The 25,046-nt window shown below is 43.6% G+C and carries 20 protein-coding genes and 1 pseudogene; 3 read left to right on the top strand and 18 right to left on the bottom strand.

Annotated elements, in window-relative coordinates:
- Positions 1-2 precede the first annotated feature (2 nt).
- The 11 genes from pgi to sdhC all read right to left on the bottom strand — a co-directional run bounded on the left by pgi (position 3) and on the right by sdhC (position 14,844).
- Positions 3-1,649 carry a glucose-6-phosphate isomerase gene (pgi, locus tag RNZ41_RS01225; protein WP_314027375.1) on the bottom strand — a complete coding sequence of 549 codons (1,647 nt, stop codon included), beginning with the start codon at positions 1,647-1,649 and terminating at the stop codon, positions 3-5.
- Between the two features lie 17 nt (positions 1,650-1,666).
- A complete protein-coding gene (locus RNZ41_RS01220; protein ID WP_314027374.1) occupies positions 1,667-2,554 on the bottom strand; it encodes a UTP--glucose-1-phosphate uridylyltransferase in 888 nt (295 codons plus the stop codon).
- A gap of 213 nt (positions 2,555-2,767) precedes the next feature.
- Positions 2,768-3,670, bottom strand: a complete 903-nt coding sequence (gene sucD / locus RNZ41_RS01215) for a succinate--CoA ligase subunit alpha (RefSeq protein WP_007115061.1) — start codon at positions 3,668-3,670, stop codon at positions 2,768-2,770.
- An 87-nt stretch (positions 3,671-3,757) separates the two neighbouring features.
- Positions 3,758-4,933, bottom strand: a complete 1,176-nt coding sequence (sucC, locus tag RNZ41_RS01210; protein WP_007115062.1) for an ADP-forming succinate--CoA ligase subunit beta — start codon at positions 4,931-4,933, stop codon at positions 3,758-3,760.
- Positions 4,934-5,090: 157 nt separating this feature from the next.
- Complete coding sequence (gene lpdA, locus RNZ41_RS01205) at positions 5,091-6,539, bottom strand: dihydrolipoyl dehydrogenase (RefSeq protein ID WP_007115063.1); 1,449 nt, start codon at positions 6,537-6,539, stop codon at positions 5,091-5,093.
- An 87-nt stretch (positions 6,540-6,626) separates the two neighbouring features.
- Entirely contained in the window at positions 6,627-7,862 is a 1,236-nt protein-coding gene (gene odhB, locus RNZ41_RS01200) for a 2-oxoglutarate dehydrogenase complex dihydrolipoyllysine-residue succinyltransferase (protein WP_219333293.1), read from the bottom strand.
- 140 nt (positions 7,863-8,002) lie between these two features.
- Complete coding sequence (locus RNZ41_RS01195; protein WP_314027373.1) at positions 8,003-10,945, bottom strand: 2-oxoglutarate dehydrogenase E1 component; 2,943 nt, start codon at positions 10,943-10,945, stop codon at positions 8,003-8,005.
- 427 nt (positions 10,946-11,372) lie between these two features.
- Positions 11,373-12,083, bottom strand: coding sequence for a succinate dehydrogenase iron-sulfur subunit (locus RNZ41_RS01190; protein ID WP_007115066.1), 711 nt, complete (start codon positions 12,081-12,083; stop codon positions 11,373-11,375).
- A 77-nt stretch (positions 12,084-12,160) separates the two neighbouring features.
- Positions 12,161-14,023, bottom strand: a complete 1,863-nt coding sequence (gene sdhA, locus RNZ41_RS01185) for a succinate dehydrogenase flavoprotein subunit (protein ID WP_178086238.1) — start codon at positions 14,021-14,023, stop codon at positions 12,161-12,163.
- Between the two features lie 96 nt (positions 14,024-14,119).
- The gene (gene sdhD, locus RNZ41_RS01180; protein ID WP_065264324.1) at positions 14,120-14,455 is read right to left on the bottom strand and encodes a succinate dehydrogenase, hydrophobic membrane anchor protein; all 336 of its coding nucleotides are present in this window, start codon (positions 14,453-14,455) and stop codon (positions 14,120-14,122) included.
- Positions 14,455-14,844 carry a succinate dehydrogenase, cytochrome b556 subunit gene (gene sdhC, locus RNZ41_RS01175; RefSeq protein ID WP_071586266.1) on the bottom strand — a complete coding sequence of 130 codons (390 nt, stop codon included), beginning with the start codon at positions 14,842-14,844 and terminating at the stop codon, positions 14,455-14,457. The genes sdhD and sdhC overlap by 1 nt, the downstream gene beginning before the upstream one ends.
- 779 nt (positions 14,845-15,623) lie before the next feature.
- On the opposite strand from sdhC, the gene gltA reads away from it, so the two are divergent.
- Positions 15,624-16,910 carry a citrate synthase gene (gene gltA, locus RNZ41_RS01170; RefSeq protein WP_050324880.1) on the top strand — a complete coding sequence of 429 codons (1,287 nt, stop codon included), beginning with the start codon at positions 15,624-15,626 and terminating at the stop codon, positions 16,908-16,910.
- 133 nt (positions 16,911-17,043) lie between these two features.
- Here gltA and nfuA read toward each other — a convergent pair whose 3' ends face one another.
- Complete coding sequence (gene nfuA / locus RNZ41_RS01165; protein ID WP_007115071.1) at positions 17,044-17,661, bottom strand: Fe-S biogenesis protein NfuA; 618 nt, start codon at positions 17,659-17,661, stop codon at positions 17,044-17,046.
- A 298-nt stretch (positions 17,662-17,959) separates the two neighbouring features.
- On the opposite strand from nfuA, the gene RNZ41_RS01160 reads away from it, so the two are divergent.
- Complete coding sequence (locus RNZ41_RS01160) at positions 17,960-19,063, top strand: bifunctional nicotinamide-nucleotide adenylyltransferase/Nudix hydroxylase (RefSeq protein ID WP_314027372.1); 1,104 nt, start codon at positions 17,960-17,962, stop codon at positions 19,061-19,063.
- Between the two features lie 69 nt (positions 19,064-19,132).
- Entirely contained in the window at positions 19,133-20,539 is a 1,407-nt protein-coding gene (locus tag RNZ41_RS01155) for a nicotinate phosphoribosyltransferase (protein WP_314027371.1), read from the top strand.
- Positions 20,540-20,596: 57 nt separating this feature from the next.
- On the opposite strand, the gene coaE is transcribed toward RNZ41_RS01155, so the two are convergent.
- From coaE to RNZ41_RS01125, 6 genes and pseudogenes are all read right to left on the bottom strand, one after another.
- Positions 20,597-21,226, bottom strand: coding sequence for a dephospho-CoA kinase (gene coaE / locus RNZ41_RS01150; RefSeq protein ID WP_314027370.1), 630 nt, complete (start codon positions 21,224-21,226; stop codon positions 20,597-20,599).
- A gap of 23 nt (positions 21,227-21,249) precedes the next feature.
- Entirely contained in the window at positions 21,250-22,104 is an 855-nt protein-coding gene (locus tag RNZ41_RS01145; protein ID WP_314027369.1) for a prepilin peptidase, read from the bottom strand.
- A gap of 26 nt (positions 22,105-22,130) precedes the next feature.
- Complete coding sequence (locus RNZ41_RS01140; protein WP_100285197.1) at positions 22,131-23,354, bottom strand: type II secretion system F family protein; 1,224 nt, start codon at positions 23,352-23,354, stop codon at positions 22,131-22,133.
- A 56-nt stretch (positions 23,355-23,410) separates the two neighbouring features.
- Positions 23,411-24,190, bottom strand: a pseudogene (locus tag RNZ41_RS01135) (ATPase, T2SS/T4P/T4SS family); the annotation flags it as partial.
- A gap of 11 nt (positions 24,191-24,201) precedes the next feature.
- A complete protein-coding gene (locus RNZ41_RS01130) occupies positions 24,202-24,705 on the bottom strand; it encodes an IS630 family transposase (RefSeq protein WP_007115010.1) in 504 nt (167 codons plus the stop codon).
- A gap of 31 nt (positions 24,706-24,736) precedes the next feature.
- Positions 24,737-25,039: an IS630 transposase-related protein gene (locus RNZ41_RS01125; protein WP_007115011.1), complete on the bottom strand. Its 303-nt coding sequence runs from the start codon at positions 25,037-25,039 to the stop codon at positions 24,737-24,739.
- Between the last annotated feature and the right edge of the window lie 7 nt (positions 25,040-25,046).

Genomic DNA, 25,046 nt, shown 5'->3' with positions numbered 1-25,046 from the left:
CATCAGCTTGCAAAGGTTGTTTTAATGGTATTTAGCAACTGATTGGTTGAGCTATCAAATGGCTGCGCTTGTTGCGGCGATAATTCTTGCGTTGATACCAAGGCATCAAAGACGGCATTAGCCATCACTTTACCCACTTCGACCCCCCACTGGTCAAATGGGTTAATCTGCCAAATGACTGACATAACAAATACTTTGTGCTCATACAGCGCAATCAATGACCCTAACGTTCTTGGGGTCAGCTGTTTAAGTAGAATGGTCGTTGACGGCTGATTGCCGCGATAATGTTTGAATTTATCCATACCACTATTGCTGTCTTTGATGGCGGCATTGCCAAACGCCAGCACTTGGCTTTGCGCTAAGCAGTTGGCAAGCGAAAGTCCATGCTGCTCAAGCAAGTTTTTATTGATTGTTTGGGCATCTGCGTAGCGTTTGATTGGGGCAATAAAATCACAACTGACTGCCTGTGTGCCTTGATGCAGCAACTGATAAAACGCATGCTGGGCATTGGAGCCAATATCACCCCACAAAATCGGACAAGTACTGTAAGTCACTGCCTCACCTTGGCGATTGACGGATTTACCGTTACTCTCCATCTCAAGCTGGGTTAAGTAGTTAGGAAAAAAAGATAACCGACCATCATAAGGTAACACCGTATGGGCGTTAATGTGTAAAAAAGTACTGTTCCAAACACCGAGTAGCCCTAACAACACCGGCATGTTTTGAGCAAAATCGGCGGTGGCAAAATGCCGATCCATCTCGTAGGCTCCTGCTAGCAGCTCATAAAAATTGTGCATGCCAATTTTTATGGCAATCGCCAGTCCAATCACCGACCACATGGAAAATCGACCCCCAACCCAATCCCAGAGCATTAGTTGGTTATCGACATGGATACCCCATTCTGTCATCTTATCCGCTTTGGTAGAAATCCCAATAAAATGACGACGCAAAATAGTGGCTTTGTTATCATGACTGGCTAACAACCACGACATCGCTGTCTTAGCATTGGACAGCGTATCAATGGTAGAAAATGATTTCGACGAGATAATAAACAGCGTGGTTTGCGGATTTAATACCTTGAGCAAACTATCGAGCTGGGTGCCATCCATATTGGAGACAAAATGCACACTGATAGGGGTATCTGTCCATTCTTTTAGTGCCGTTGTTGCCATCACTGGCCCTAGATCTGAGCCGCCCACCCCGATATTCACGACATCGGTGATTGCCTGACCAGAATACCCACGCCAGACCCCATTACGAATCCGCTCCACCAACTTTTCCGCTTTTTGCAAGCTGGTATGCACCTGCTCAATGACATTGACACCTTCGACCCAAACTTGCTCGCCTTGCGGCTGTCTTAGCGCAGTATGCAGTGCAGGGCGATGCTCAGTATCATTCACGATTTCACCTGTCATCAGCCGATGGATTTCTTGCGCTAACTCACGCTCATTTGCCAGTGTGATTAAATTACTAAGCACAGCCGCATCAATTTTTTGTTTACTAAAATCCATGATCATGTCGCACGCAGCAACGCGGTACTGTAAGCCGCGATTGGATTGCTGGCTAAACAGTTGATTAAGCGTGGCCATACTATCTGCTTGAGTAGACAGTGTTTGCCATGTACCATTCGTACTTGTATCGGTTGACATTCGCCTATGACCCTATATTAATTTGCTGTATGTTGAAACGCTTCAATACCCAATTGGGTGGCAAAATAACCCACGGCTTGTAAATAGCTATTCATGTCACCTGCATCAAAGCTGTTACCCACCATGCTAACCACGTCCACCCCTTGCGTGCTAATAAGCGCATCAATGGCATCGGTCAGCTGAATTTCCCCACCCACACTTGGCTGCGTGTTGGCTAGATAATCAAAAATAGCATTATTAAACACATAGCGCCCAACGACAGCCAAGTTAGAGGGCGCGTCCTCAGCTTTGGGTTTTTCCACAAACCCCGTCACAGCAAACGATTGGTTTTGTTCAGACTTCGCTACCATTTGTGTGCTGGCTAGCTTGGCAATGCCATATTTATGAATATCACTTTCTTTCACTGGATCAACCAATATCTGTGAATGCTGCTGCTTGGCAAACTGCTGTAGCATGTAGGCTAAATTCTGCTGAGTATAGTCAGTGTTATAGGGGTTCAAAATCACATCGGGTAATAGTACAGCAAATGGCTCATCACCTACAATGGCACGGGCTTGCAAGACCGCATGCCCTAATCCTAACGGTTTGCCTTGGCGCACACTGGTAACCGTGACCCCTGCAGGTAGCCAGTTTAAACTATCTGCTAGCGCCACTTTACCTTTACCCCGTAACTGGGTATCAAGCTCGCTATTGATGTCAAAATAGTTTTCAATGGCGGTTTTTTGCGCATGATTGACCAAGACAATATTGGTTAAACCTGCGGCAATCGCTTCTTCAACGACATATTGAATGGCTGGTTTATTGCCAAGTGGTAGTAATTCTTTTGGCACGGCTTTTGATAGTGGTAACATACGCGTGCCAAACCCTGCCACAGGAATAACAGCGTGAGTGATTTTTTTCGACATAGTGACTCTTAATAAGACAAGTTGTTCAAATAGTTTATATCAAGCTTAACATATTTTTATGGCAAATATTTTATCTGCCCAAGTATTTTAAATACATTATTAAAATTGATTGAAGGTATTTTGCTAACACCAGCGTTTGCTAACACTAGCGGATAATAAAAAAGCAGATAACCCAATGATTATCTGCTTTTGATTAGTCAAAATAGCTGATGATTACCAACCAGTAACTTCTTTTACTTTTTCACCGATTTTTGAAGGGTCACGGGTATAAGCAATACCAGCCTCTTCAAAGGCTTTGAATTTTTCTTCCGCTGTACCTTTACCACCAGAGATAATCGCACCGGCATGGCCCATACGTTTACCTTTTGGTGCGGTGACACCTGCGATATAACCAATAACAGGTTTAGTCACGTGGTCTTTAACGTATGCAGCCGCTTCTTCTTCAGCCGTACCACCGATTTCACCGATCAATACAATCGCTTCGGTTTGTGGGTCGTCTTGAAGCAATTTCAATGCGTCGATTTGGTTCATACCTGGGATTGGGTCACCACCGATACCGATACAGGTTGATTGACCAAAGCCAAGTTTAGTGGTTTGAGCCACCGCTTCATAAGTCAATGTACCAGAACGTGAGATGATACCGACTTTACCTTCTTGGTGAATGTGACCTGGCATGATACCGATTTTGCATTTACCTGGGCTGATCACGCCTGGACAGTTTGGACCTACCATACGGATGATTTCTTCGCCCTTGGCTTGTAGGTCAGCGTTGACGTTTTCTAAGTAACGTTTGGCTTTTAGCATATCTAGGGTAGGTACACCTTCGGTGATGACCACAATCAATTTTACGCCAGAGTTAATCGCTTCAACGATTGAGTCCAATACAAATGGTGCTGGTACAAAGATAACAGAGGCATTGGCACCCGTTGCTGTTACTGCTTCATCCATGGTATCGAATACTGGACGATCAAGGTGGGTTGTACCGCCTTTACCTGGGGTAACACCACCAACGATGTTGGTACCATAAGCAATTGATTGCTCTGAGTGTAGAGTACCGTTTTTACCTGTGAAACCTTGCACTAATACTTTAGTGTCTTTTCCAACTAATACGCTCATTGTTTTTCCTTTTACTTTTTATGTTTGATTTAAACGATTAACCAGTAGGGCACATAGCCCTACTCGCTCATACCTATAATTTCTTAATTAGGCATTATTAACCGCATCAACAATTTTTTGACCGGCTTCAGAAAGACCTTCAGCAGGAATTAATTTAAGACCTGAATCACGTAGGATTTGCGCACCTTTTTCAGCGTTATTACCTTCAAGACGCACAACCACAGGTACGGTGACATTGACTTCTTTTACCGCTTCGATAATCGCTTCAGCAATCATGTCACAACGTACGATACCACCGAAAATATTGATGAGTACGCCTTGTACTGATTTGTCTTCAAGAATCAATTTAAACGCTTCAACCACACGTTCTTTGGTCGCACCGCCGCCTACGTCTAGGAAGTTAGCAGGTTGACCGCCGTATAGTTTGATGATGTCCATGGTTGCCATCGCAAGACCGGCGCCATTCACCATACAACCGATGTTACCTTCAAGCGCAACATAGTTTAGGTCAAATTCTGAGGCTTTTAATTCACGCTCATTTTCTTGTGATTTATCGCGTTGTTCAGCGACTTTTGGTAGGCGATAAAGGGCATTTGAGTCGATGCCGATTTTGGCGTCAACACAGGCTAATTCACCAGATTTACGAACCGCTAATGGATTGATTTCAAACAACGCGAAGTCATTTTCCGTAAAGGCTTTATAAGCCCCTGTCATCAATTTGGCAAATTCGTTGATTTGTTTGTCTTTTAGACCCAGTTTGAAAGCGACTTCACGAGCTTGGCTAGGTTGTAAGCCTACCAGTGGGTCAACTTCTACTTTCAAGATTTTTTCTGGGGTTTCTTCGGCAACTTTTTCAATTTCAACACCGCCTTCAGTTGACGCCATAAATACCACGCGGCGTGCTGAACGGTCTACGACTGCACCTAAGTACAATTCAGTTGCGATTGGGTACATGTCTTCGGCGATAAGTACGCTGTTAACAGGTTGACCGTTGGCGTCAGTTTGGTAAGTTACCAAGTTTTTACCAATTAATTCTTCAGCAATTTGTTTGGCTTCTTCACGCGTTTTAGCGATTTTTACGCCGCCCGCTTTACCACGCCCACCGGCATGTACTTGGGCTTTGACAACCACAGCACCTGCGTTGCCTGCCATTTTGTCAAACGCTGCTGCGGCTTCGTCGCCATTTTTAGCGATGATACCTTCTTGTACTGGCAATCCATAGCTTTTTAATAATTCTTTGGCTTGATACTCATGTAAATTCATGAATTTATCCTCTCGGTTTTGGTTTACATTGTTTTAAAATTATTTTTGAATATTGTGGTCAACAGTGAGCTAACCTCGTTGATAATGAGGTTAGCTCACCTGCTTTATTCAAACTATTAATGCATAAGCTAATTAGCCCAGTTGCTTGTGAACTAGGTTATTTGCGCTTACGTTGAATCGCATGAATCGCGCGACCATCCGCTGACAGCACCGCCTCGTGTACTGCTTCAGAAATGGTTGGGTGAGCAAACGTCATCAATTGCAAGTCTTCAATACTTGATACGAATTCCATCGCAATCATGCCTTGATGAACGATATCGCCTGCGCCCGCTGACACGACATGCATACCCAGTAAACGGTCAGTTTTGGCATCGGCAACCACTTTGATAAAGCCTTGGCCTTCACCAGCAGCTAACGCACGGCCATTGGCGGCTAGGCTGAATTGACCTGTTTTGACTTCATGACCTTGCTCTTTGGCTTGTTCTTCAGTCAAGCCAACCCATGCAATTTCTGGGTGTGTGTAAATCACGCTAATAATGGTGTCATAATTGACTTGAACTTTTTCACCATGAATACGTTCAACTGCCATCATGCCTTCTTCCATCGCTTTGTGTGCCAGCATTGGACCACGCACCAAGTCACCGATTGCATATACGCCATCAAGGTTGGTTTGACAGAAGTCATTCACCGCTACCAGACCACGTTCAGTGAGCTCTACCCCTGAATTTTCGCCAAGTAGGTTTTCTTTATAAGCACGACGACCCACACAAACGATGAGTTTATCGAAGGTTTCTTGTCCTGCTTGACCTTTAGCGTCAAACGATACAAGTACCTGACCGTTTTCTACTTGAGCCTGAGTGACTTTGGTATCAATACGGATATCCATACCTTGGGCTTTTAGTAGTTTTGCCGCTTCTTTGCTCACGGCTTTGTCCGCCGCTGCTAAAAATTCTGGCATGGCTTCAAATACCACAACTTCACTACCCAAACGACGCCATACCGAACCTAGTTCAAGACCAATCACACCACCACCAATGACGCCTAGACGCGCAGGCACTTCGGTAAAGTCTAACGCACCGGTTGAATCAACGATATATTCGTTATCAATCGGGGCAACAGGGATATCAATAGGCACAGAACCAGAGGCCAAAATCACATTTTTAGCGGTAATAGTGGTAGGCGCAGAACCATCTAATGGAGTAAATTCAACTTGTTTATCCGCACCTTTACCATCAAGTAATTTACCTGTACCTTGTAGCCAATCAGCACCGTTACCCTTTAACAATGCAGCCACACCACCGGTTAATTGTTTAACGATAGCGTCTTTACGACTTAACATTTTGCTGATGTCAATCGCCACTTCACCTGTGGTGATACCGTGGTCGGCTAAATCATGTTTTGTTGCTTCGTAGCGATGTGAGCTGTCTAGCAATGCTTTTGAAGGAATACAACCGACGTTCAAACAGGTACCGCCTAACGCTGGCTCACCTTTATTAATACGTTTTTCGATACAAGCCACACTCATACCCAATTGGCCTGCGCGGATAGCTGCTTCATAGCCACCAGGGCCACCACCGATAATTACCAAATCATAGCTTTCTTTCATAATCTTCACCAAAAATTTGAATTGTTATTGTTAAAGTTGTTAAACAAAAAAGCCTGTATCAACCTTTGCCAATACAGGCTTTCTTTATTATAAATCGAGAAGTAGCATCGCTGGGTTTTCAACCAATTCTTTGATAGTGACCAAGAATTGTACGGCTTCTTTACCATCAATTAAACGATGGTCATACGACAATGCCAAGTACATCATAGGTAGAATTACTACTTCACCATTAACAGCCATTGGGCGTTCTTTTGTCGCATGCATACCCAAAATCGCTGTTTGTGGTGGATTGATGATTGGGGTTGACATCAATGAGCCAAATACCCCACCATTGGTAATGGTGAATGTACCACCCGTCATGTCTTCAATGCCTAATTTACCTTCACGCGCTTTTGATGCATAGTTACCAATCGCACGTTCGATATCTGCCATACCCATTTGATCAGTGTCACGTAATACCGGCACCACAAGACCACGGTCGCTAGATACCGCAACACCCACATCATAATAACCATGATAAACGATATCGCTGCCATCAATAGAGGCATTTACCGCTGGAAAACGTTTTAACGCTTCAGTAGCAGCTTTTACAAACAATGACATAAAACCTAGTTTTACACCGTGACGTTTTTCAAAACGCTCTTTGAACTCACTACGTAAGTCCATGATAGGTTTCATGTTCACTTCGTTAAACGTGGTCAACATTGCAGTTTCTTGGGTAGCGGCTAACAGACGCTCAGCAACACGGGCGCGTAAACGTGTCATTGGCACACGTTTGTCTGCCCGTTGACCGACGGCATTGGCAACCACTTGACCGTTGTCTGCTTTAATTGCATTGTTGGCTTTTAAGGTTGGGTTTGCCATGTCTTCTTTGGTCACACGACCGCCACGGCCTGAACCTTCAACGTCTGCAGGATTGACGCCTGTGGTATTCGCGGCTTTACGAACCGCTGGGCTTTGGTCTTTATAATCTGCTTCAGAAGTCGCTTGAGCGGTAGGCGCTTGTTGTGCAGCTGCAGGCGCGGCTTCAGCTTGGGCAGCCGGTGCTTGGGTTTCAGCAGGTTGGCTTGCTGGTGCAGCCGCGGTTGCGCCTTCAGTCAGCTCACCGATGACTTCAGCAGAAAGCACTGTGTCATCAACTTGTTTGAGAATTTTGCTAAGCACACCGTCAGCTTGTGCCACCACTTCCATCACAACTTTATCGGTTTCGATTTCACACAATACAGCGTCACGGCTTACTTGGTCGCCTTCATTAAAATTCCAAGCAACAATTGTACCGTCAGCAACGGATTCTGGGAATACGGGGACTTTAATCTCACTCATGGAAAACTCCTAGTTAATTTCACATTCTTTCATTTTTAATGGGTTAAATTCATTGTTGTCTTAGCACTCGGCGCAATTGCCTATACCAAAAACCAAGAAGGATTAGTACGCAGCTATTGGGTACTAATCCTTTAAAACGCTTAGTCAGTCGCTTGTTTTTCTGCGATTTCCGCTTTAGCTTCTAGCTTATCTTCGGTCGAATCTTCATTTTTTGGCAAACCCAATGCTTCGTTGATAACCTTTTGTTGCTGGGCAACGTGCATTTGCATCGAACCTGCGGCAGGTGCTGCTGATGGTGGGCGAGCCACTGGCTCAAGCAAGTAGGCTTTGGTCGGACGAGTCGCTGGTTTTGGCGGTGCAATCAAACGGAATAAGTGCGGTGCTAGATAGTACCAAGCGCCTTGGTTACGTGGCTCTTCTTGTGTCCAGACAATACCTTCAAGGTTTGGATATTTTGCCACTTCTTCCAAAATACGTGCTTCAGGTAATGGGTAAAGCTGCTCGATACGCACAATCGCCACATGGTTGAGACCCAATTCACGACGTTTTTCAAGCAAGTCATAATATACCTTACCGCCACACAACACTAAACGCGTCACTTGGTTGTTATCAAGTTGGTCAATCTCTGAAATCACGGTTTGGAACTGACCTTGCGCAAGCTCATCAAGATTTGACACCGCCAATTTATGACGTAGCAGTGATTTTGGTGACATCACAATCAGCGGTTTACGCGCTGGGCGAACCACTTGTCGACGCAAGGCATGGAAAATCTGTGCAGGTGTAGTTGGGGTTACCACTTGCATATTATCTTCAGCACATAACTGTAAGTAACGCTCTAGACGCGCTGATGAGTGCTCAGGACCTTGACCCTCATAGCCGTGTGGTAACAGCATGGTTAGACCACATAGACGTTGCCATTTGGTTTCACCTGAAGAAATAAATTGGTCAATAACTACTTGTGCGCCATTGGCAAAGTCACCAAACTGCGCTTCCCAAATCACTAGCGCATTGGGTACTGTCGTTGCGTAACCATATTCAAACGCTAATACTGCTTCTTCTGACAACAATGAGTTAAAGGTATCAAATCGTGCTTGGTTAGGGCTCATGTTGGCAAGCGGTACATACATACTGCCGTCTTTCATGTTGAACAGTTCTGAATGGCGGTGCGAGAAAGTACCACGACCCACGTCTTCACCCGTAATACGGACAGGGTAGCCTTCTTCTACCAGTGACGCATAAGCCAAGGTTTCTGCCGCGCCCCAGTTCAAGGGCTCTTGACCGGTTTGCATGGCTTTGCGCTGTTCAACCACCTTTTGCACTTGGCGTTGTAGCTCATAGCCTTCCGGCATTTGCGCCATTTTCTCACCATAAGCTTTTAATTTATTGATATCAACGCCCGTATCCCAATTGTCTTCAAGCTTATGACCAATATAAGGTGTCCAATCTACATACAGCGTTTTATTTGGCTCACGCACCAAGGCGCTAGCAACATATTCGCCTTTATCGAGCGACTCACGGTAGTCATCTTCAAAAGCCACAGCTTCTGCTTTGCTAATAACGCCTTCAGCGACCAATTTATTGGCAAATAGCTCACGAGTACTTGGCAGTTTTTTGATGACCGAATACATAAGTGGCTGAGTGGCGGAAGGCTCATCCGCTTCATTGTGACCGTTACGACGGTAACAGTACATATCAATCACGATATCTTTATGGAAAGTTTGGCGATAGTCGTGGGCAAGCTGCGCCATAAATACTACCGCTTCTGGATCGTCACCGTTTACATGAAAAATCGGTGCGTGTACCATTTTAGCAATGTCGGTACAGTATTCAGTTGAACGCGCATCTTCTAAGCGGCTGGTGGTAAAACCGACTTGGTTATTGATAATAATATGCAGCGTACCACCTGTTGAGTACGCACGGGTTTGTGACATTTGGAAAGTTTCTTGGTTGACACCTTGACCGGCGAACGCAGCGTCACCGTGTACCACGATTGGCAAAACGGCATCACCGGTTTTATCTTGACGGCGTACTTGGCGGGCACGCACTGATCCAATCAATACAGGCGATACAATCTCAAGATGCGAGGGGTTAAATGCCAAGGCTAAGTGTGCTTCGCCGCCCGGTGTCATTACGTTAGATGAATAACCATTGTGGTATTTTACGTCACCTGAACCCACGGTCGGTTGTTTTTTACCATCAAACTCATCAAACAAATCTTTAGGGTTTTTACCTAAGATATTCACTAATAAGTTTAAACGCCCACGGTGTGCCATACCGATAACCATTTCTTTGGTACCGTTTTCACCCGCACGCTGAATTATCTCATTGACCATTGGGATAAAGCTCTCGCCACCCTCAAGACCAAAACGTTTCACACCGGTATATTTACGCGCTAAGTATTTTTCTAATCCTTCCGCTGCTGTCAAACGCTCAAGGATAGATTTACGTTTTTCATTGTCAAATTTGACATAGCCAAGATTTTGCTCTAGGTATTTTTCAATCCAGCGTTTTTCTTTGGCAGTGGTCACATGGAAATATTCTGCACCAATGCTGCTACAATAAACTCGCTCCAACACTTGGATGATTTCACGCAGTGTGGCTTTGTCTTTACCAATGTTTAGGTCACTGACAGGGTAAACAGTGTCTAAATCCGCTTCAGAAAGACCATAGTACGCTAAAGTCAATTCTTCAACTTCTGGACGTGGCATCAGTCCTAATGGATCTAGATTAGCAATACGATGACCACGACGGCGGTAACTGGTAATCAGTTTTTGCACGCCCATTTGGTTGTCCGCAAATTCGCGAATTTCAGAAGGGCTGACAGCGCCTGCAGCTGATTGACCAGTAACTTTGTGGGCAGTGGTATTGCGAGCTAATAGCAAAAATTGGTCTTGGATAGTATGGTGAAGGGCGTTTTTATCATCATCTTTGGCAAACTGCGCAAAGTAAGGAATGTATTTTTCATCAACGCTTTGTGGATCTTGAAGATACTGTTCATAGAGTGATTCAAGATAGACTGCGTTATCTGCTGACAGTTCGGTAAACTGAGCAGATGAGACAGAAGTTTGGTTTTGGTTAGCCATGATTCTTTCTACTGTAGTATTTAAAGGTGGAAATAAAAATTTTAGGGAATAGCCTAGCATTTTTATAATTAACAAAAAATTTTGTTAAGGTAATAGTTACCATTCATTTACTAAATATAGCGACTCACGCCGCTTGGCGTGTATATAAATGGCTATCAAATGGCAGTAAAAGAAGAGTAATGTGAAAGTTAGTTTTCTCCTTCCTTAGAAAACCTAAATGAATATTCCCTATAGATACCTATCGTATATTATACAAAATTAATGATAATTTATCTCATTCATTAGGCTGAAAAGGTATAAAAAATATTATGATATTTGGATATCATTTATTACTTTCATTAATAGATAGCCAATTACTATGAATTTATCACATCCCAATAAAAAAAGCCCTGTCGATACAGAGCTTTTTTGTCACCAAATTTTGGTACTAACCTGCTTGATCTAAAAGCATGTTACGTAAGTGACCAATCGCTTTGGTAGGATTCAAGCCTTTTGGACAAACTGATACACAGTTCATGATGCCACGGCAACGGAACAAGCTAAATGGGTCGTCTAAACGCGCTAAACGCTCCTGTGTGCTAGTATCACGACTATCTGCCACAAAGCGGTAACCATTCAACAACGCAGATGGACCTAAGAACTTATCTGGGTTCCACCAGAATGATGGACAGCTGGTTGAACAACAGGCACATAAAATACATTCATATAGACCGTTTAACTTTTCGCGGTCTTCAGGTGATTGTAGACGTTCAGTCGGTGGCGCTGGCTGGTCATTAATCAAGTACGGATGAACTTTTTCATATTGCTCATAGAATTGGTTCATATCTACCACTAAGTCACGCACGACAGGTAAACCAGGTAGCGGGCGTAAAGTAATTTTCTGTGGCAGCGTGTTCATGTTGATAAGACATGATAGACCGTTTTTACCATTGATGTTCATACCGTCAGAGCCACAAATACCTTCACGGCACGAACGGCGGAAACTGATGGTTTCGTCCATTTTTTTCAAACGGACAAGTACGTCTAATAACATACGGTCAGAGTCTAAAAGCTCAATTTGGTATGTCTGCATACGGGGTGCTGCGTCTTTATCTGGATCGTAGCGGAAAATCTCGATGGTGCGAGTACCTCTGCTCATAATGCTAAACTCCACACGTTTATGGTATTGGTTTATAGGGTCTTCACAATAGTTTGCAAAGACCAAAAAAATATTAATTAGAATGTACGCACTTTTGGCTCAACATAGTCTACAGTCAGTGGGCTCTTACGAACAGGTTTGTAGATAACACGGTTACCTTCAGAGAACCAAAGGGTATGCTTCATCCATTCGTGGTCATTACGACCAAGCGGGGCATACGCATCATCTGCCGCACGTTCGTAGTCAACGACGGTGTGCGCGCCACGACATTCTTGACGCAGGGAAGCTGAAATCATTGTCGCTTTGGCAACTTCATAGAGGTTAGCCACTTCAAGCGCTTCAATACGGGCGGTATTAAACACTTGTGATTTATCAGCTAGGTGAAGACTATTGACCTTACTTTCAAGTGCCAAGATTTTTTGTACACCTTCATTCATTGACGCTTGGGTACGGAATACACCCGCATGTTGTTGCATGGTACGGCGGATTTCGTCAGCCACATCTTGCGCATTTAGCCCTTGAGTAGATTGCTGTAACACATTCAAACGCGCCAAAGTTTTGTCAAGGACACGCGGTGATAAAGGCTCATAGTCATGACGGTCAGCGGCGTGGAACTCATCAATGATATGCTGACCCGCTGCACGACCAAATACTACCAAGTCGAGTAGTGAGTTTGTACCTAGACGGTTGGCGCCGTGAACGGATACACATGAACATTCACCAATCGCATATAAGCCTTTCACGATTTTTTGCTCGGCGTATAAACCTTCTGCATCCGTACCTGCCTCAAGATCTGGCATGACAACTTGACCATGAATATTGGTCGGGATGCCGCCCATTTGGTAATGGATAGTCGGTACAACTGGGATTGGCTCTTTAGTGATGTCAACGTTCGCGAAGTTTTTACCAATTTCATAAACCGATGGTAAACGCTTCATGATGGTATCCACACCTAAGTGCGTCATATCAAGTACCACATAATCACCCTGTGGACCACAACCACGACCTTCTTTGATCTCTTGGTCCATTGAGCGTGATACAAAGTCACGAGGTGCTAAGTCTTTTAGGGTTGGTGCATAACGCTCCATAAAGGCTTCGCCATCTTTATTACGAAGTAACGCACCTTCACCACGACAACCTTCGGTCAATAATACGCCCGCACCTGCGACGCCTGTTGGGTGAAATTGCCAAAATTCCATATCTTGTAGTGGAATACCGGCACGCACTGCCATACCTAGACCGTCACCGGTGTTAATAAAGGCATTAGTAGATGCAGCGAAAATACGACCTGCACCCCCCGTTGCTAGGACAGTTGTTTTTGCTTGAAATACCGCGACACGACCTGTTTCTTGCTCCAGCGCGATAACGCCGTTAATGTCGCCTTTGCTATCTTTGACCAAATCTAGCGCAATCCACTCGATAAAAAACTCTGTGCCTTGCTCAAGATTTTTTTGATATAGCGTATGCAATAACGCATGACCTGTACGGTCAGCTGCCGCACACGCACGTTGTACCGCTTTTTCACCATAGTTGGCAGTATGACCACCAAAGGGACGCTGATAAATCGTACCATCCGCGTTACGGTCAAATGGCATACCCATATGCTCAAGTTCATAGACTACTTTTGGTGCTTCACGGCACATGTATTCGATGGCGTCTTGGTCACCTAACCAGTCAGAACCTTTGATGGTGTCATAAAAGTGAAAGTGCCAGTTATCATCACTCATGTTACCCAAACTTGCGCCAATACCACCTTGCGCAGCAACCGTGTGAGAACGCGTTGGGAACACTTTGGTTAATACCGCAACATTCATACCGCCACGCGCCAATTGTAGTGACGCACGCATACCAGAGCCACCGCCGCCAACGATAACCGCATCGAAGGTTAAGGTTTGAATATTGCTAATGGTGTTGTCTTGTTTTGTTGCCATTGCTTTAATTTCCTAAATGATGGTTCGATTTTATCCCCATAAATGCTTAAAAGCCCTGAGGTAGAAATCGATAAATACGTTAACAAAATTTATCTAACAGGATGTTTAGAAGAAAATCATCACGCCCCAAAATAAATAAACCAGGACTGCAAGAATCATGGCAGATTGCAGCACAAAACGTAAACCATTTGACTTAACGTAGTCTGTTAATACAGTCCACATCCCTACCCACGCATGACCCACTAATGCTAGTATCATCAATAGCGTAAATAAGCGCATCGGTAGGCTTAGCATAAAGCCTTGCCATAATTCAAACGTTGCTTGGTGGGTTAAGAACCAGCCCAACATCACCAATGAATAAACTGCCAATACAACCGCACTAATACGTTGTACCACCCAATCGCGAGAGCCTGAGCCTGTTAAACCTGTTGCACTTTTCATTAGAACATCACCCATACAAATGAACCCACAACCCAAAGCGCTGCAAGTACAAAGCCAATGAATGTCGCAGTGCGACCACTGTTTAATTCTTCATTCATGCCCATGTCGGCAAATAAATGTTTGAAACCCATCACAAAATGGTAGCCTAATGCAGCCACAAAGATCCAAGCCAAAAACTTCACCAATGGGTTGGTGAAAATATCTGCAAAGCCTTCAGCACTGGCAAGCGACGTTTGAAAAATCCATAACATCACAGGAATTAGGAGAAATAGCACCACACCAGAAACACGGTGGGTAATTGAAGCCAAAGCAATTGGGTTTTTTGAATTAACATTAATTACTTGGCTTAAAGGAAGGTCAATCGGTCGGTTGCTTTTCACAGCGGGCATCCTTTATTCGCAGTTATAACTTACCTGTGTTATCGCTATGCCAATATCCAAAATATCAAGCACGAACTTCAAATCACTTGCAGGATTTGATGAATCACATAGCCTGTCAAAAAACAGGTAAATCGAAGATAAGGAATAGCTAGCGTACTTTGGATTATTCACATAATAGATAGTTATTAGCCGCAAACCTAATCGCATCTCACAATTAAAAACTAATAAATTACAAACTAATAATCGACAAAAAGCCACCTACAATTTACTTTTTAATTTTGTTAAATCACAAAGCTAAAAAGTAAATTATGTTTAGCAAATATTAATAATACAAAGCTAGCCACCAGTAAAATTTTTATAATTATAAGAGTCTTTGATTACAAATACAAACAAAAACAGAAAAAAAACCATCTTTTATCAAACCCCTGTAGCGCACTATTAAAATTCAGAAATAATTTAATAAGATTGCGCGTTTTGAGACTCACCTATCTAGATATTTAACCACATCAAGGGTTAATAGAATGTCAGTAGCAGAGAGCATAGTTTTAGTTAACTGCTGTTAATTATAACTAACTGTTTGTACGCGTAAGGCGTAAATTTACTTTCATTTTTGGCAAAAATGCTGTTAATATAGATATGTTTTAGATTTGGGTTTTCGCTATTTTTCGCTATTAATAAAGTCGCCCTGCACGTCTCTGTGTGGCGGGGCAGTCACCTATCCTTGTCATTGCGCCAATGCATTTGAGCAAGTATAGGTCTTCTTTTTTTTACACGTCTGAGAGGATTTTATGTCAGAGAAAGACAATATTGCAACCTTGCACGTCAATGGCCAGGACTATGAGCTTCCTATCATTGAAGGAACATTAGGCGATCCTGTACTCGATATTAAGGCCGTACCCCAAGCTGGTTTTTGGACATACGATCCAGGTTTCATGTCAACCGCTTCCACTGAATCAAAAATCACCTTCATTGATGGTGATAAAGGTATCTTATTACACCGTGGTTACCCAATTGACCAATTAGCTGATAAAGCCGAATACTTAGAAGTTGCGTATGCACTCATTCACGGTGAATTACCGAATGCTGAGCAAAAAGCTGACTTCTATGAAAAAGTTCGTAAACATTCAATGGTAAATGACCAATTACGTCGTTTCTTTGAAGGTTTCCGCCGTGACGCTCATCCGATGGCGATTATGGTCGGTGTGATGGGTGCATTATCTGCGTTCTACCACAACAATCTTGATGTGAGCAAACAAGACCATCGTGAAATCACTGCGATTCGCTTGATTGCTAAAGTCCCTACTATCGCCGCCATGTGCTACAAATACAGCAATGGTCAACCATTCATGTATCCCCGTAATGATTTAAACTACGCTGAAAACTTCTTACACATGATGTTTGCAACCCCAGCGGATGTTAACTATCAAGTCAATCCAATCCTGGCAAAAGCGATGGATAAAATCTTTACGTTACATGCTGACCACGAACAAAATGCCTCTACCTCAACTGTACGTCTAGCAGGCTCTACGGGCGCTAACCCATACGCTTGTATTGCGGCAGGTATTGCGGCTCTTTGGGGACCTGCACACGGTGGCGCCAACGAAGCTGTACTTAAAATGCTTGATGAAATCGGCAGCGTAGACAACGTTGACGAATTCATGGAAAAAGTCAAACGTAAAGAAGTGAAATTAATGGGCTTTGGTCACCGTGTTTATAAAAACTTTGACCCACGCGCTAAAGTGATGAAGGAAACTTGTGACGAAGTATTGGGCGAGCTTGGCATCAAAGATCCACAACTGGAGCTTGCGATGAAACTTGAACAAATCGCCTTGAATGACCCGTACTTTAAAGAGCGTAACCTATATCCAAATGTTGACTTCTACTCAGGTATCATCCTAAAAGCCATCGGTATTCCAACCTCTATGTTTACCGTAATCTTTGCTTTAGCACGTACTTCTGGTTGGATCAGCCACTGGTTAGAAATGCACTCTGCACCTTACAAAATCGGTCGTCCACGTCAGTTATATACTGGCTACACACAACGTGATTTTGTGGCTGTTGAAGACCGCGACTAAGCCAATGCTTCAAAAATGTTTCGAACCAAAACCCAGTGTTACACTGGGTTTTTTATTATTAGATGTTAATCAATAAAAAAGGACGTTTTGCAACGCCCTTTTCATTTAACTATAACTTGCTAATCACTTCACCTTACTTATAAAACGCATTGGCGGTATAGGTATGGTCAGTCTCATCAATCACTTGGGTTAATTCTGGTATTTGCTGTTTCAGCGAGACTTCAACTCCTTGTTTTAGCGTCATATCAACTGCAGAGCAGCCTTGACAGCCACCACCAAATTTGAGCACTGCGGTGATACCAACCCCTTCTTCATGTACCAAATCCACCAATTGCACGTTACCCCCATGCGACGCTAGATTTGGATTGATTTCTGAAGACAACACGTAATTGATACGTTCCTCTAGGCTCGCATTTTCACCCAGTTTTGGCACTTTTGAGTTAGGCGCACGGAATGTCAATTGACCGCCAAAACGATCTTTATTGTAATCAATCACCGCATCTTCAAGATAAGGAATAGATGGGGTGTCTATATAAGCGGTAAATGTCTCATAATCCAATTTTAAATCATCCGGATTGTGTTCATTTGGCTGGCTATATGACATACAGCATTCTGCTCGCGGCGTGCCTGGATGTTCAACAAAAATACGTACGCCAATGCCGTCAGTATTTTGTTTTGCCAACAACTCAGTCAGATAACCTTGCGCTGAATCGGTAATTTTGATATTTGTGGTTTTTTCTGTATCGCTCATATGTCACCCTAGCTTGTCATCAATTTTTACCCATATTTTAGCATAAACTTGAGTAATTTACTCGGATTTTATTGGGGGTGATTTTTTGGCTTATCAAGGGTCGTCACAATATTTTTTAGCTAAGTCAAAACTTCAATCTAGCCACTATCTTTAACCAAAAATCTTTAACCAAAAATAACTTGGCATTGGTTGAAAGTTTAGGCAAGATAGTTAAAAAAACATGCTTTATCACCGAACTTTATCACCAAAACGCTATTGGATAGACCGAGGGCGTTATCATTCGCAAGGAGTTTGCGTCATGCCAAATAAAACGACAGACACTATCACGGTTACTAAAAACGACGTCACCGAAGATAAAGGGCGTTTTAGCACACCCAAAAATAAAAAAGGTTATCAATATGATTATTTGGTGTTTATCGGGCGTTTTCAGCCGTTTCACTTAGGTCATAAATCGGTTGTCGATGAAGCATTAAAGCTTGCTGAAAATGTGATTATGCTAATTGGCTCTGCCAATTTGCCAAGTAGTATTCGCAATAGCTTTAGTGTCGAAGCGCGTAGCCAAATGATTTTGGGCGCCTTTGACAAAAAAGAGGCCAAACGCATACATTGTGTCGGTTTGGATGATGCCTTATACAATGACACCAAGTGGCTTCAATACGTGCAGCAGTGCGTCAAGTCGGTTACTGGCGATTTAAACGCCAATATTGGTCTGATTGGACATTCAAAAGACAGCTCATCGTATTACTTGTCACTTTTCCCAAATTGGCAGTCAGTGGCTGTGCCTAATTTTCATGAGTTGTCTGCCACGCCAATCCGTGAAGGCTTTTTGCTTGGTGCCGATCCGTTAACCGATACGGTACCGCAATCGACAACCGATGTCATGAAGGCATTTAAAAAGACCGAAGCATATAAACGCCTACACGAAGAGGCTGGCTTCATTGATAAATACAAAAAACAATGGGAATCAAGCCCCTACCCGCCCACCTTTATGACCGTTGATGCCGTGGTCATTCAATCAGGACACATCTTATTGGTCGAGCGTCGTGGTATGCCAGGTCAAGGACTATGGGCATTGCCTGGTGGCTTTATTGACCCTAAAGAGACGCTATTTGATGCCTGTATTCGTGAGCTACGTGAAGAGACTCGGTTAAAAGTACCTGAAGCGGTTCTGCGCGGCTCCCGCCATAGTCAACACACCTTTGATGACCCGTATCGCTCAGCTCGTGGTCGCACCATCACCCAAGCGTTTTACTTTATGCTCAAAAATGACCCCAAAGGCTTACCGTCGGTGAAAGGTGGCGATGATGCCAAAAAAGCGTTTTGGCTACCCTTGGCTGAATTAAAAGCCGATAAACTGTTTGAAGACCATTATGCCATTATTTGTAAAATGGTCGGTCTCTGATTTTTTCCCGCCAAACTGATAGACGGTTTGGTTTTAACCTGCGCAAGCAATCACCAGAGGAGTTCTGTGATGTTTAGTCAAAATTTTGACAATTTTATTTTAAATACCGATAGCTATAAGACGTCGCATTGGCTGCAGTACCCACCAAATACCGAGTACGTATCTAGCTATATTGAAGCGCGTGGCGGTAATAGCAACTTTGAAAATGTGCTATTTTTTGGTCTACAAGCTTTTTTAAAACAGTATCTTACCAAACCCATTACTCACGCTGATATAGACGAAGCCAAAGTGCTACTTGCTGCTCATGGCGTACCGTTTAATGAGGCAGGCTGGCGACAATTAGTCGCCAAACATGGCGGTCTATTACCACTCCGCATTCAAGCGATACCAGAAGGTATGGTGGTGCCAACGGGTCAAGTATTGTGTCAGGTGGTGAATACCGACCCTGAGTTTTACTGGTTGACGAGCTATATCGAAACCACGCTATTGCGTGCTATTTGGTATCCTAGCACTGTGGCAAGCCTTTCTTATTATTGTAAACAAATCATCAAAGCAGGCTTGGAAAAATCGGCTGATAACTTAAATAATCTACCGTTTAAATTGCATGATTTTGGCGCCCGTGGGGTGTCTAGTCTTGAATCGGCTGCACTCGGCGCTCTTGCCCACTTGGTAAATTTTTCCGGTACGGATACCTTAAGCGCGATTGTGGCTGCCAATCGTTGGTATGGTATGCAAAATGACATGACGGCTTTTTCCATTCCCGCAGCAGAGCATAGCACCATGACCACTTGGGGACGTGAGCATGAAGCGGATGCCTATGCCAATATGATTGCCAAATTTGGCGGTGAAGGTAAAACCTTTGCGGTGGTGAGTGATAGCTACGATTTATGGAATGCCATAGATAATATCTGGGGTGGTGAGCTAAAAGAAAAAGTGGCGCAAACAGGGGGCACGTTAGTCATTCGCCCTGATAGTGGCGATCCGATTAAAGTGGTGCGTGAAGCCCTGCAGCGCCTTGCAGCAAAATTTGGCACCACCACCAACTCAAAAGGCTATAAGCTACTGCCAAGCTATGTGCGACTCATCCAAGGGGATGGTATTAATTCCACTAGCATGGGTAAAATAATTGATGCGGTGATTAAAGCAGGCTTTAGTAGTGACAATATTACCTTTGGGATGGGTGGCGGGCTACTGCAACAAGTCAACCGCGATACCTTGAATTTTGCTATGAAGACCAGCAGCGCACGGGTGGACGGTTTTTGGCGAGACGTGTATAAAGACCCAATTACCAGTGTGAGTAAACGCAGCAAACGCGGGCGTTTAGCCTTGGTCAAACATCAGGGTAGTTATATGACGCTGCGTGAAGATGAGCTTGCTGAGCAAAATAATTTGTTGCAGGATGTATTTTTGAACGGTGATTTATTAGTTGATGATACGCTAACCGCAATTCGTCAACGCTCATCCGTAAAATCATAATTTAACTCGTCGCAATCTTAACAGCCGTCTTAATCAGACGGCTTGTTACTTTTAGCGCTAATTAACCCCTGCCATTGCCAAATATTTTTGGTGCAACTGTTCAAGTTTTAAATACAAATCGTCTAAGCTACCGTTGTTGTCGACAATGTCATCGGCTTGTCTGAGCCTGTCATGACGCGACAGTTGATTTGCCATAATATTTTGAATACGTTCAGGCGTTTGACCATCACGTTGACTGGCGCGCTCAATCTGCAAGGCTTCATGACTATCGACCACCAATACTCGCTCACACAGATTGGCCAGCCCTGCTTCAGAGGCTTCTAGCAGTAAGGGTGCTACCAAAATTACATAGGGCGACTGGGCAGTTGCTAGTAATTCTTTGGCACGGCTGCGAATGGCAGGATGGGTAATTTGTTCCAAATCCATTAACGCTTGCGCACTGCCAAATACATGCTCTCGCATGACACGGCGATTAAGCTCGCCTGCCTCATCAATCACCCAATCACCAAATTTGGCGACAATTTTTTTTAGCGTTGGCGAATCTTTGGCGACGACTTCACGTGCCAATACATCTGCATCAATAATGACAATTCCATGCTCATCGAACCAACGGCTCACTTGTGATTTACCACTACCGATGCCACCTGTAAGCCCCACTACCAACATCGCAACCCCTCCTTGATTCATGGATAATTGACCCATAAATGACTTTATGACATTTTACCTAGATACCACGACATTATTGGTTGCCCATACAAAAGTGCTATCATGCCAGCAATCGCGATATAAGGTCCAAAAGCAAAAGGTTTGCTTTCACCTGAGCGCTTCATCAGCATCACACCCACAACCGAGCCGACAAACGCAGATAAAAGCACAATTAACGGTAGCATCAAAGGCCCTAGCCAAGCCCCCAAAGCCGCTAATAATTTAAAATCGCCATGCCCCATCCCGTGCTTGCCCGTAATAAGCAAAAACAATTGGTAGACAATCCACAGGCATAAAAACCCAAACACATAGCCAAAAATAGCCGCTGTGGGACTGACAAACAAGCCAAAGGCATTGACGAATAATCCTAATCCCGCTAACGGCAATGTCAATCGGTCAGGCAACAATTGGGTATCAAAATCAATACCTGTTAAAGCCACTAATGTCCATGTGAGCGCCAATCCTGCCAGCGTTTGCCAAGTAACGCCAAATTTCATAACAACCAGCACAGACAAAATAGCAGTGATGATTTCTACAAGCGGATAACGATAACCAATGGCGTGATGACACTGACTACATTTCCCTTTTAGCAGCAGCCAACTAATAACAGGCATATTTTCAAACCAACGTATCGAATACCCACAATGCGGGCAACGAGAGGCGGGACGGCTTAAGGTAATGGATTCATGATTGTCAATAACGGTTTCTGGATGGAGCAATAACTGGCATTCGCTCTTCCACTGCTGTTCCATCATCAAAGGCGTGCGATAAATCACCACATTTAAAAAACTACCCACGCATAATCCCAATAAAGCTACGATAATCAACGTCAGCCATTGCGACTGTTGTAATAACAACATAAAATCTGAAAAAATCCCCATCGTATCTAGCCCACCACCGAGCCCATTTGGAAAATTGGTAGATACATGGCAATCACCAGACCCCCTACCAGCACCCCCAAAACAGCCATAATCATCGGTTCCATCAGACTTGTTAACCCATCTACGGCGTTATCCACTTCGTTTTCATAATAAGTCGCCACTTTATCAAGCATCTCCTCTAGACTACCTGACTCTTCACCAATACCGACCATTTGGATAGCCATACTGGGAAAAAGATTGGTAGAACGCATCGAAAACTGCAGTTGTTGCCCTGTCGCAACATCGCCTTTAATTTTTTGCGTGGCATTATAAAATACCACATTATTGGTTGCCCCAGCGGTTGAATCCAACGCATCAATCAGCGGCACACCTGCTGCAAAAGTGGTAGATAAAGTACGAGAAAAACGGGCAACCACCGCTTGATAAGCAATATTGCCAAAGATTGGTAATTTTAAGGTAAGTCGGTCTAAAAAATCATTAAAGGGTTTGCTACGTTTTTTAGCTTCAGAAAAGCCAACAACAGCGCCTGCAATGCTAAATAGCAATAACCACCACCATTTTTGCATCCACTCCGACATATTGACCACCATTTGGGTAAACGCAGGTAACTCTGCGCCAAATGAATGGAATAAGTCAGCAAACACCGGAACTACTTTAACTAGCAAAATAATGGTAACGATAATCGCAACCACGATAACCGCAATCGGGTATTTCAAGGCTTTTTTAATTTTTGCTTTTAGTAGCTCGCTTTTTTCTTTGTACGTCGCGACACGCTCAAGCATAGTTTCAAGCGCACCTGATTGCTCACCTGCCTCTACTAATGAACAAAACAAGTCATCAAAATATCTAGGATGTTTGCGCAGCGCTGCAGCAAAGGTGCTCCCTGATTCCACTTCTGACTTGACACTAAGCACCAACTCTTTCATTGAGGGGTTATCGAGCGCATCTGCAACAATTTCAAACGACTGTGTAAGCGGTACACCTGCTTTCATCATCGTAGCCAACTGCCGCACAAAGATAGCAATATCAATTGCCTTGATGCTTTTTTTCATTTGAAAAATAGGCTTAGGTTTTTTCTTAATTGTCTTGACTTTGATGCCCTGCTTACGTAGCTGCGCTTTTGCCAGCTCAATATTGCGGCTGGTGGTTTCGCCTTTGACTTTTTCGCCACGGCGATTGACCCCATCATAGACAAAGTCTAATAACATTTCTGTTTGGACTTTTGCCATACCCTTAACCCCTTACTATCTCAACTAATCTTCAATAAAGACGGATGAAAAACGCACTATTCGCTAGTAACACGATACATCTCTTGGATACTTGTCGTGCCTTTTAGAACCTTTAGAATGCCAGAGCGCCTTAAATCCCTAAACCCTTGCTTTAACGCAGCGTCTTTAATCTCAATAGCGTTGCCGTCTTCCATAATAATTCGGGCAATCTCTGGTGTTACTTTCATCACTTCATAAATACCAACACGTCCTTTATAGCCATCGCGGCATTCAGAGCAGCCAACAGGCTCATAAATGACATTGCTGGGGTTTGCCAAGTCTTCTTCCGTAAAGCCCATTTCAAGCAAGCTATGTTTTGGTACATCTGTCGGTTTTTTGCAAGATTTACACAGGCGACGGGCTAAGCGCTGTGCAATTACCAAATTGACTGAGGTGGCAATGTTAAAGGACGCCACACCCATATTACGCAGACGCGTTAAGGTTTCTGGCGCTGAGTTGGTATGCAAGGTTGACAGTACCATATGCCCTGTTTGGGCAGCTTTGACAGCAATTTCAGCCGTTTCCAAGTCACGAATCTCACCGACCATCACAATATCAGGGTCTTGACGCAAGAATGATTTGAGCGCACTGGCAAAGGTCAAGCCAACTTTATTATTCACGTTGACCTGATTGATGCCTTCAAGGTTAATTTCAACGGGATCTTCTGCGGTGGATATATTGGTCTCAACTGTGTTTAAGATATTAAGACCCGTGTACAAGGAGACGGTTTTACCCGAACCAGTAGGGCCGGTAATCAATAACATCCCTTGCGGTTTTGCCAGCGCATCCATAAATATAGTAAAAGAAATTAAAAACTACCACAAATCCACATAAAGTAGAAGAATAGCTTATCGATATCATCAAGTCGCCAATCTTGTCTTAACCTTTTAACCCAAGCCCAAATATGTTCAATGGGATTGAGGTCAGGACTGTAAGGCGGCAACCAAAGAATTGTATGACCTGCTTGCTCGATAAGATTTTTAATATCTTCTCGAATGTGAAATCTAGCATTATCCATTACAATCAAGCTATGTGGTGACAATGCAGGTAATAACAGATTTTTTGTCCAATGATAAAAGACATCAGCGTTAATATTAAAATCGTATAGCCCTACAGCAAACAGCTGATTACCATGAATAGCCCCAATCGCATTGGTGGTACTTTTTAGCTGCCAGTTGTAGCTATCAAAGCATTTTTGTCCCCTTGGTGCATAAGCATAAGGGCGATAGCTACTAGTTTTAAAGCCACATTCATCAAGGTAGATAATAGGTCGGTTGCTGCTTTGATAGTCTGCCAGTTGCTCGATAAACACTTGACGTTTTATTTCATCTGCCTGTGGGTGTTTAAGTATCTTTTTTTTGAGTGATTTTAAGCCGCTTTAAGGCTATCCCAATTGCTCTTTGAGTGCAGTTGAAACGTACGGCTCGCTCTCGTTGGTAGCTATCAGGGTATTTTTCGACATCTTGCTTGAGTAAAGCCATGTCGATTTTGCCTTTACGAGTTTTAACCACTTTACGTTCTGGTTGTTTTTTCCAGTTTTGTAAAGTGCGTGTGCTGATATTAAATTCTTGGGCAAGGCTACGAATGCTTCTTCCTGCTTTGTGCTTGTCCAGTATCATTTGTCGGTAGTCGGTTGAGTATGCCATTTTGTTA

Origin of the sequence: Moraxella sp. DOX410, assembly GCF_032248735.1 — a bacterium.
GTDB lineage: Bacteria > Pseudomonadota > Gammaproteobacteria > Pseudomonadales > Moraxellaceae > Faucicola > Faucicola tetraodonis.
The sequence above is the reverse complement of the archived record's forward strand: the minus strand, read 5'-3'. Positions and strand labels throughout refer to the sequence as shown.

Excerpts from the sequence above, each read along its gene's own strand:
- pgi (WP_314027375.1), bottom strand. The coding sequence starts at position 1,649 with ATGTCAACCGATACAAGTACGAATGGTACATGGCAAACACTGTCTACT.
- RNZ41_RS01220 (WP_314027374.1), bottom strand. The coding sequence starts at position 2,554 with ATGTCGAAAAAAATCACTCACGCTGTTATTCCTGTGGCAGGGTTTGGC.
- sucD (WP_007115061.1), bottom strand. The coding sequence starts at position 3,670 with ATGAGCGTATTAGTTGGAAAAGACACTAAAGTATTAGTGCAAGGTTTC.
- sucC (WP_007115062.1), bottom strand. The coding sequence starts at position 4,933 with ATGAATTTACATGAGTATCAAGCCAAAGAATTATTAAAAAGCTATGGA.
- lpdA (WP_007115063.1), bottom strand. The coding sequence starts at position 6,539 with ATGAAAGAAAGCTATGATTTGGTAATTATCGGTGGTGGCCCTGGTGGC.
- odhB (WP_219333293.1), bottom strand. The coding sequence starts at position 7,862 with ATGAGTGAGATTAAAGTCCCCGTATTCCCAGAATCCGTTGCTGACGGT.
- RNZ41_RS01195 (WP_314027373.1), bottom strand. The coding sequence starts at position 10,945 with ATGGCTAACCAAAACCAAACTTCTGTCTCATCTGCTCAGTTTACCGAA.
- RNZ41_RS01190 (WP_007115066.1), bottom strand. The coding sequence starts at position 12,083 with ATGAGCAGAGGTACTCGCACCATCGAGATTTTCCGCTACGATCCAGAT.
- sdhD (WP_065264324.1), bottom strand. The coding sequence starts at position 14,455 with ATGAAAAGTGCAACAGGTTTAACAGGCTCAGGCTCTCGCGATTGGGTG.
- sdhC (WP_071586266.1), bottom strand. The coding sequence starts at position 14,844 with ATGCCCGCTGTGAAAAGCAACCGACCGATTGACCTTCCTTTAAGCCAA.
- gltA (WP_050324880.1), top strand. The coding sequence starts at position 15,624 with ATGTCAGAGAAAGACAATATTGCAACCTTGCACGTCAATGGCCAGGAC.
- nfuA (WP_007115071.1), bottom strand. The coding sequence starts at position 17,661 with ATGAGCGATACAGAAAAAACCACAAATATCAAAATTACCGATTCAGCG.
- RNZ41_RS01160 (WP_314027372.1), top strand. The coding sequence starts at position 17,960 with ATGCCAAATAAAACGACAGACACTATCACGGTTACTAAAAACGACGTC.
- RNZ41_RS01155 (WP_314027371.1), top strand. The coding sequence starts at position 19,133 with ATGTTTAGTCAAAATTTTGACAATTTTATTTTAAATACCGATAGCTAT.
- coaE (WP_314027370.1), bottom strand. The coding sequence starts at position 21,226 with ATGAATCAAGGAGGGGTTGCGATGTTGGTAGTGGGGCTTACAGGTGGC.
- RNZ41_RS01145 (WP_314027369.1), bottom strand. The coding sequence starts at position 22,104 with ATGTTGTTATTACAACAGTCGCAATGGCTGACGTTGATTATCGTAGCT.
- RNZ41_RS01140 (WP_100285197.1), bottom strand. The coding sequence starts at position 23,354 with ATGGCAAAAGTCCAAACAGAAATGTTATTAGACTTTGTCTATGATGGG.
- RNZ41_RS01125 (WP_007115011.1), bottom strand. The coding sequence starts at position 25,039 with ATGGCATACTCAACCGACTACCGACAAATGATACTGGACAAGCACAAA.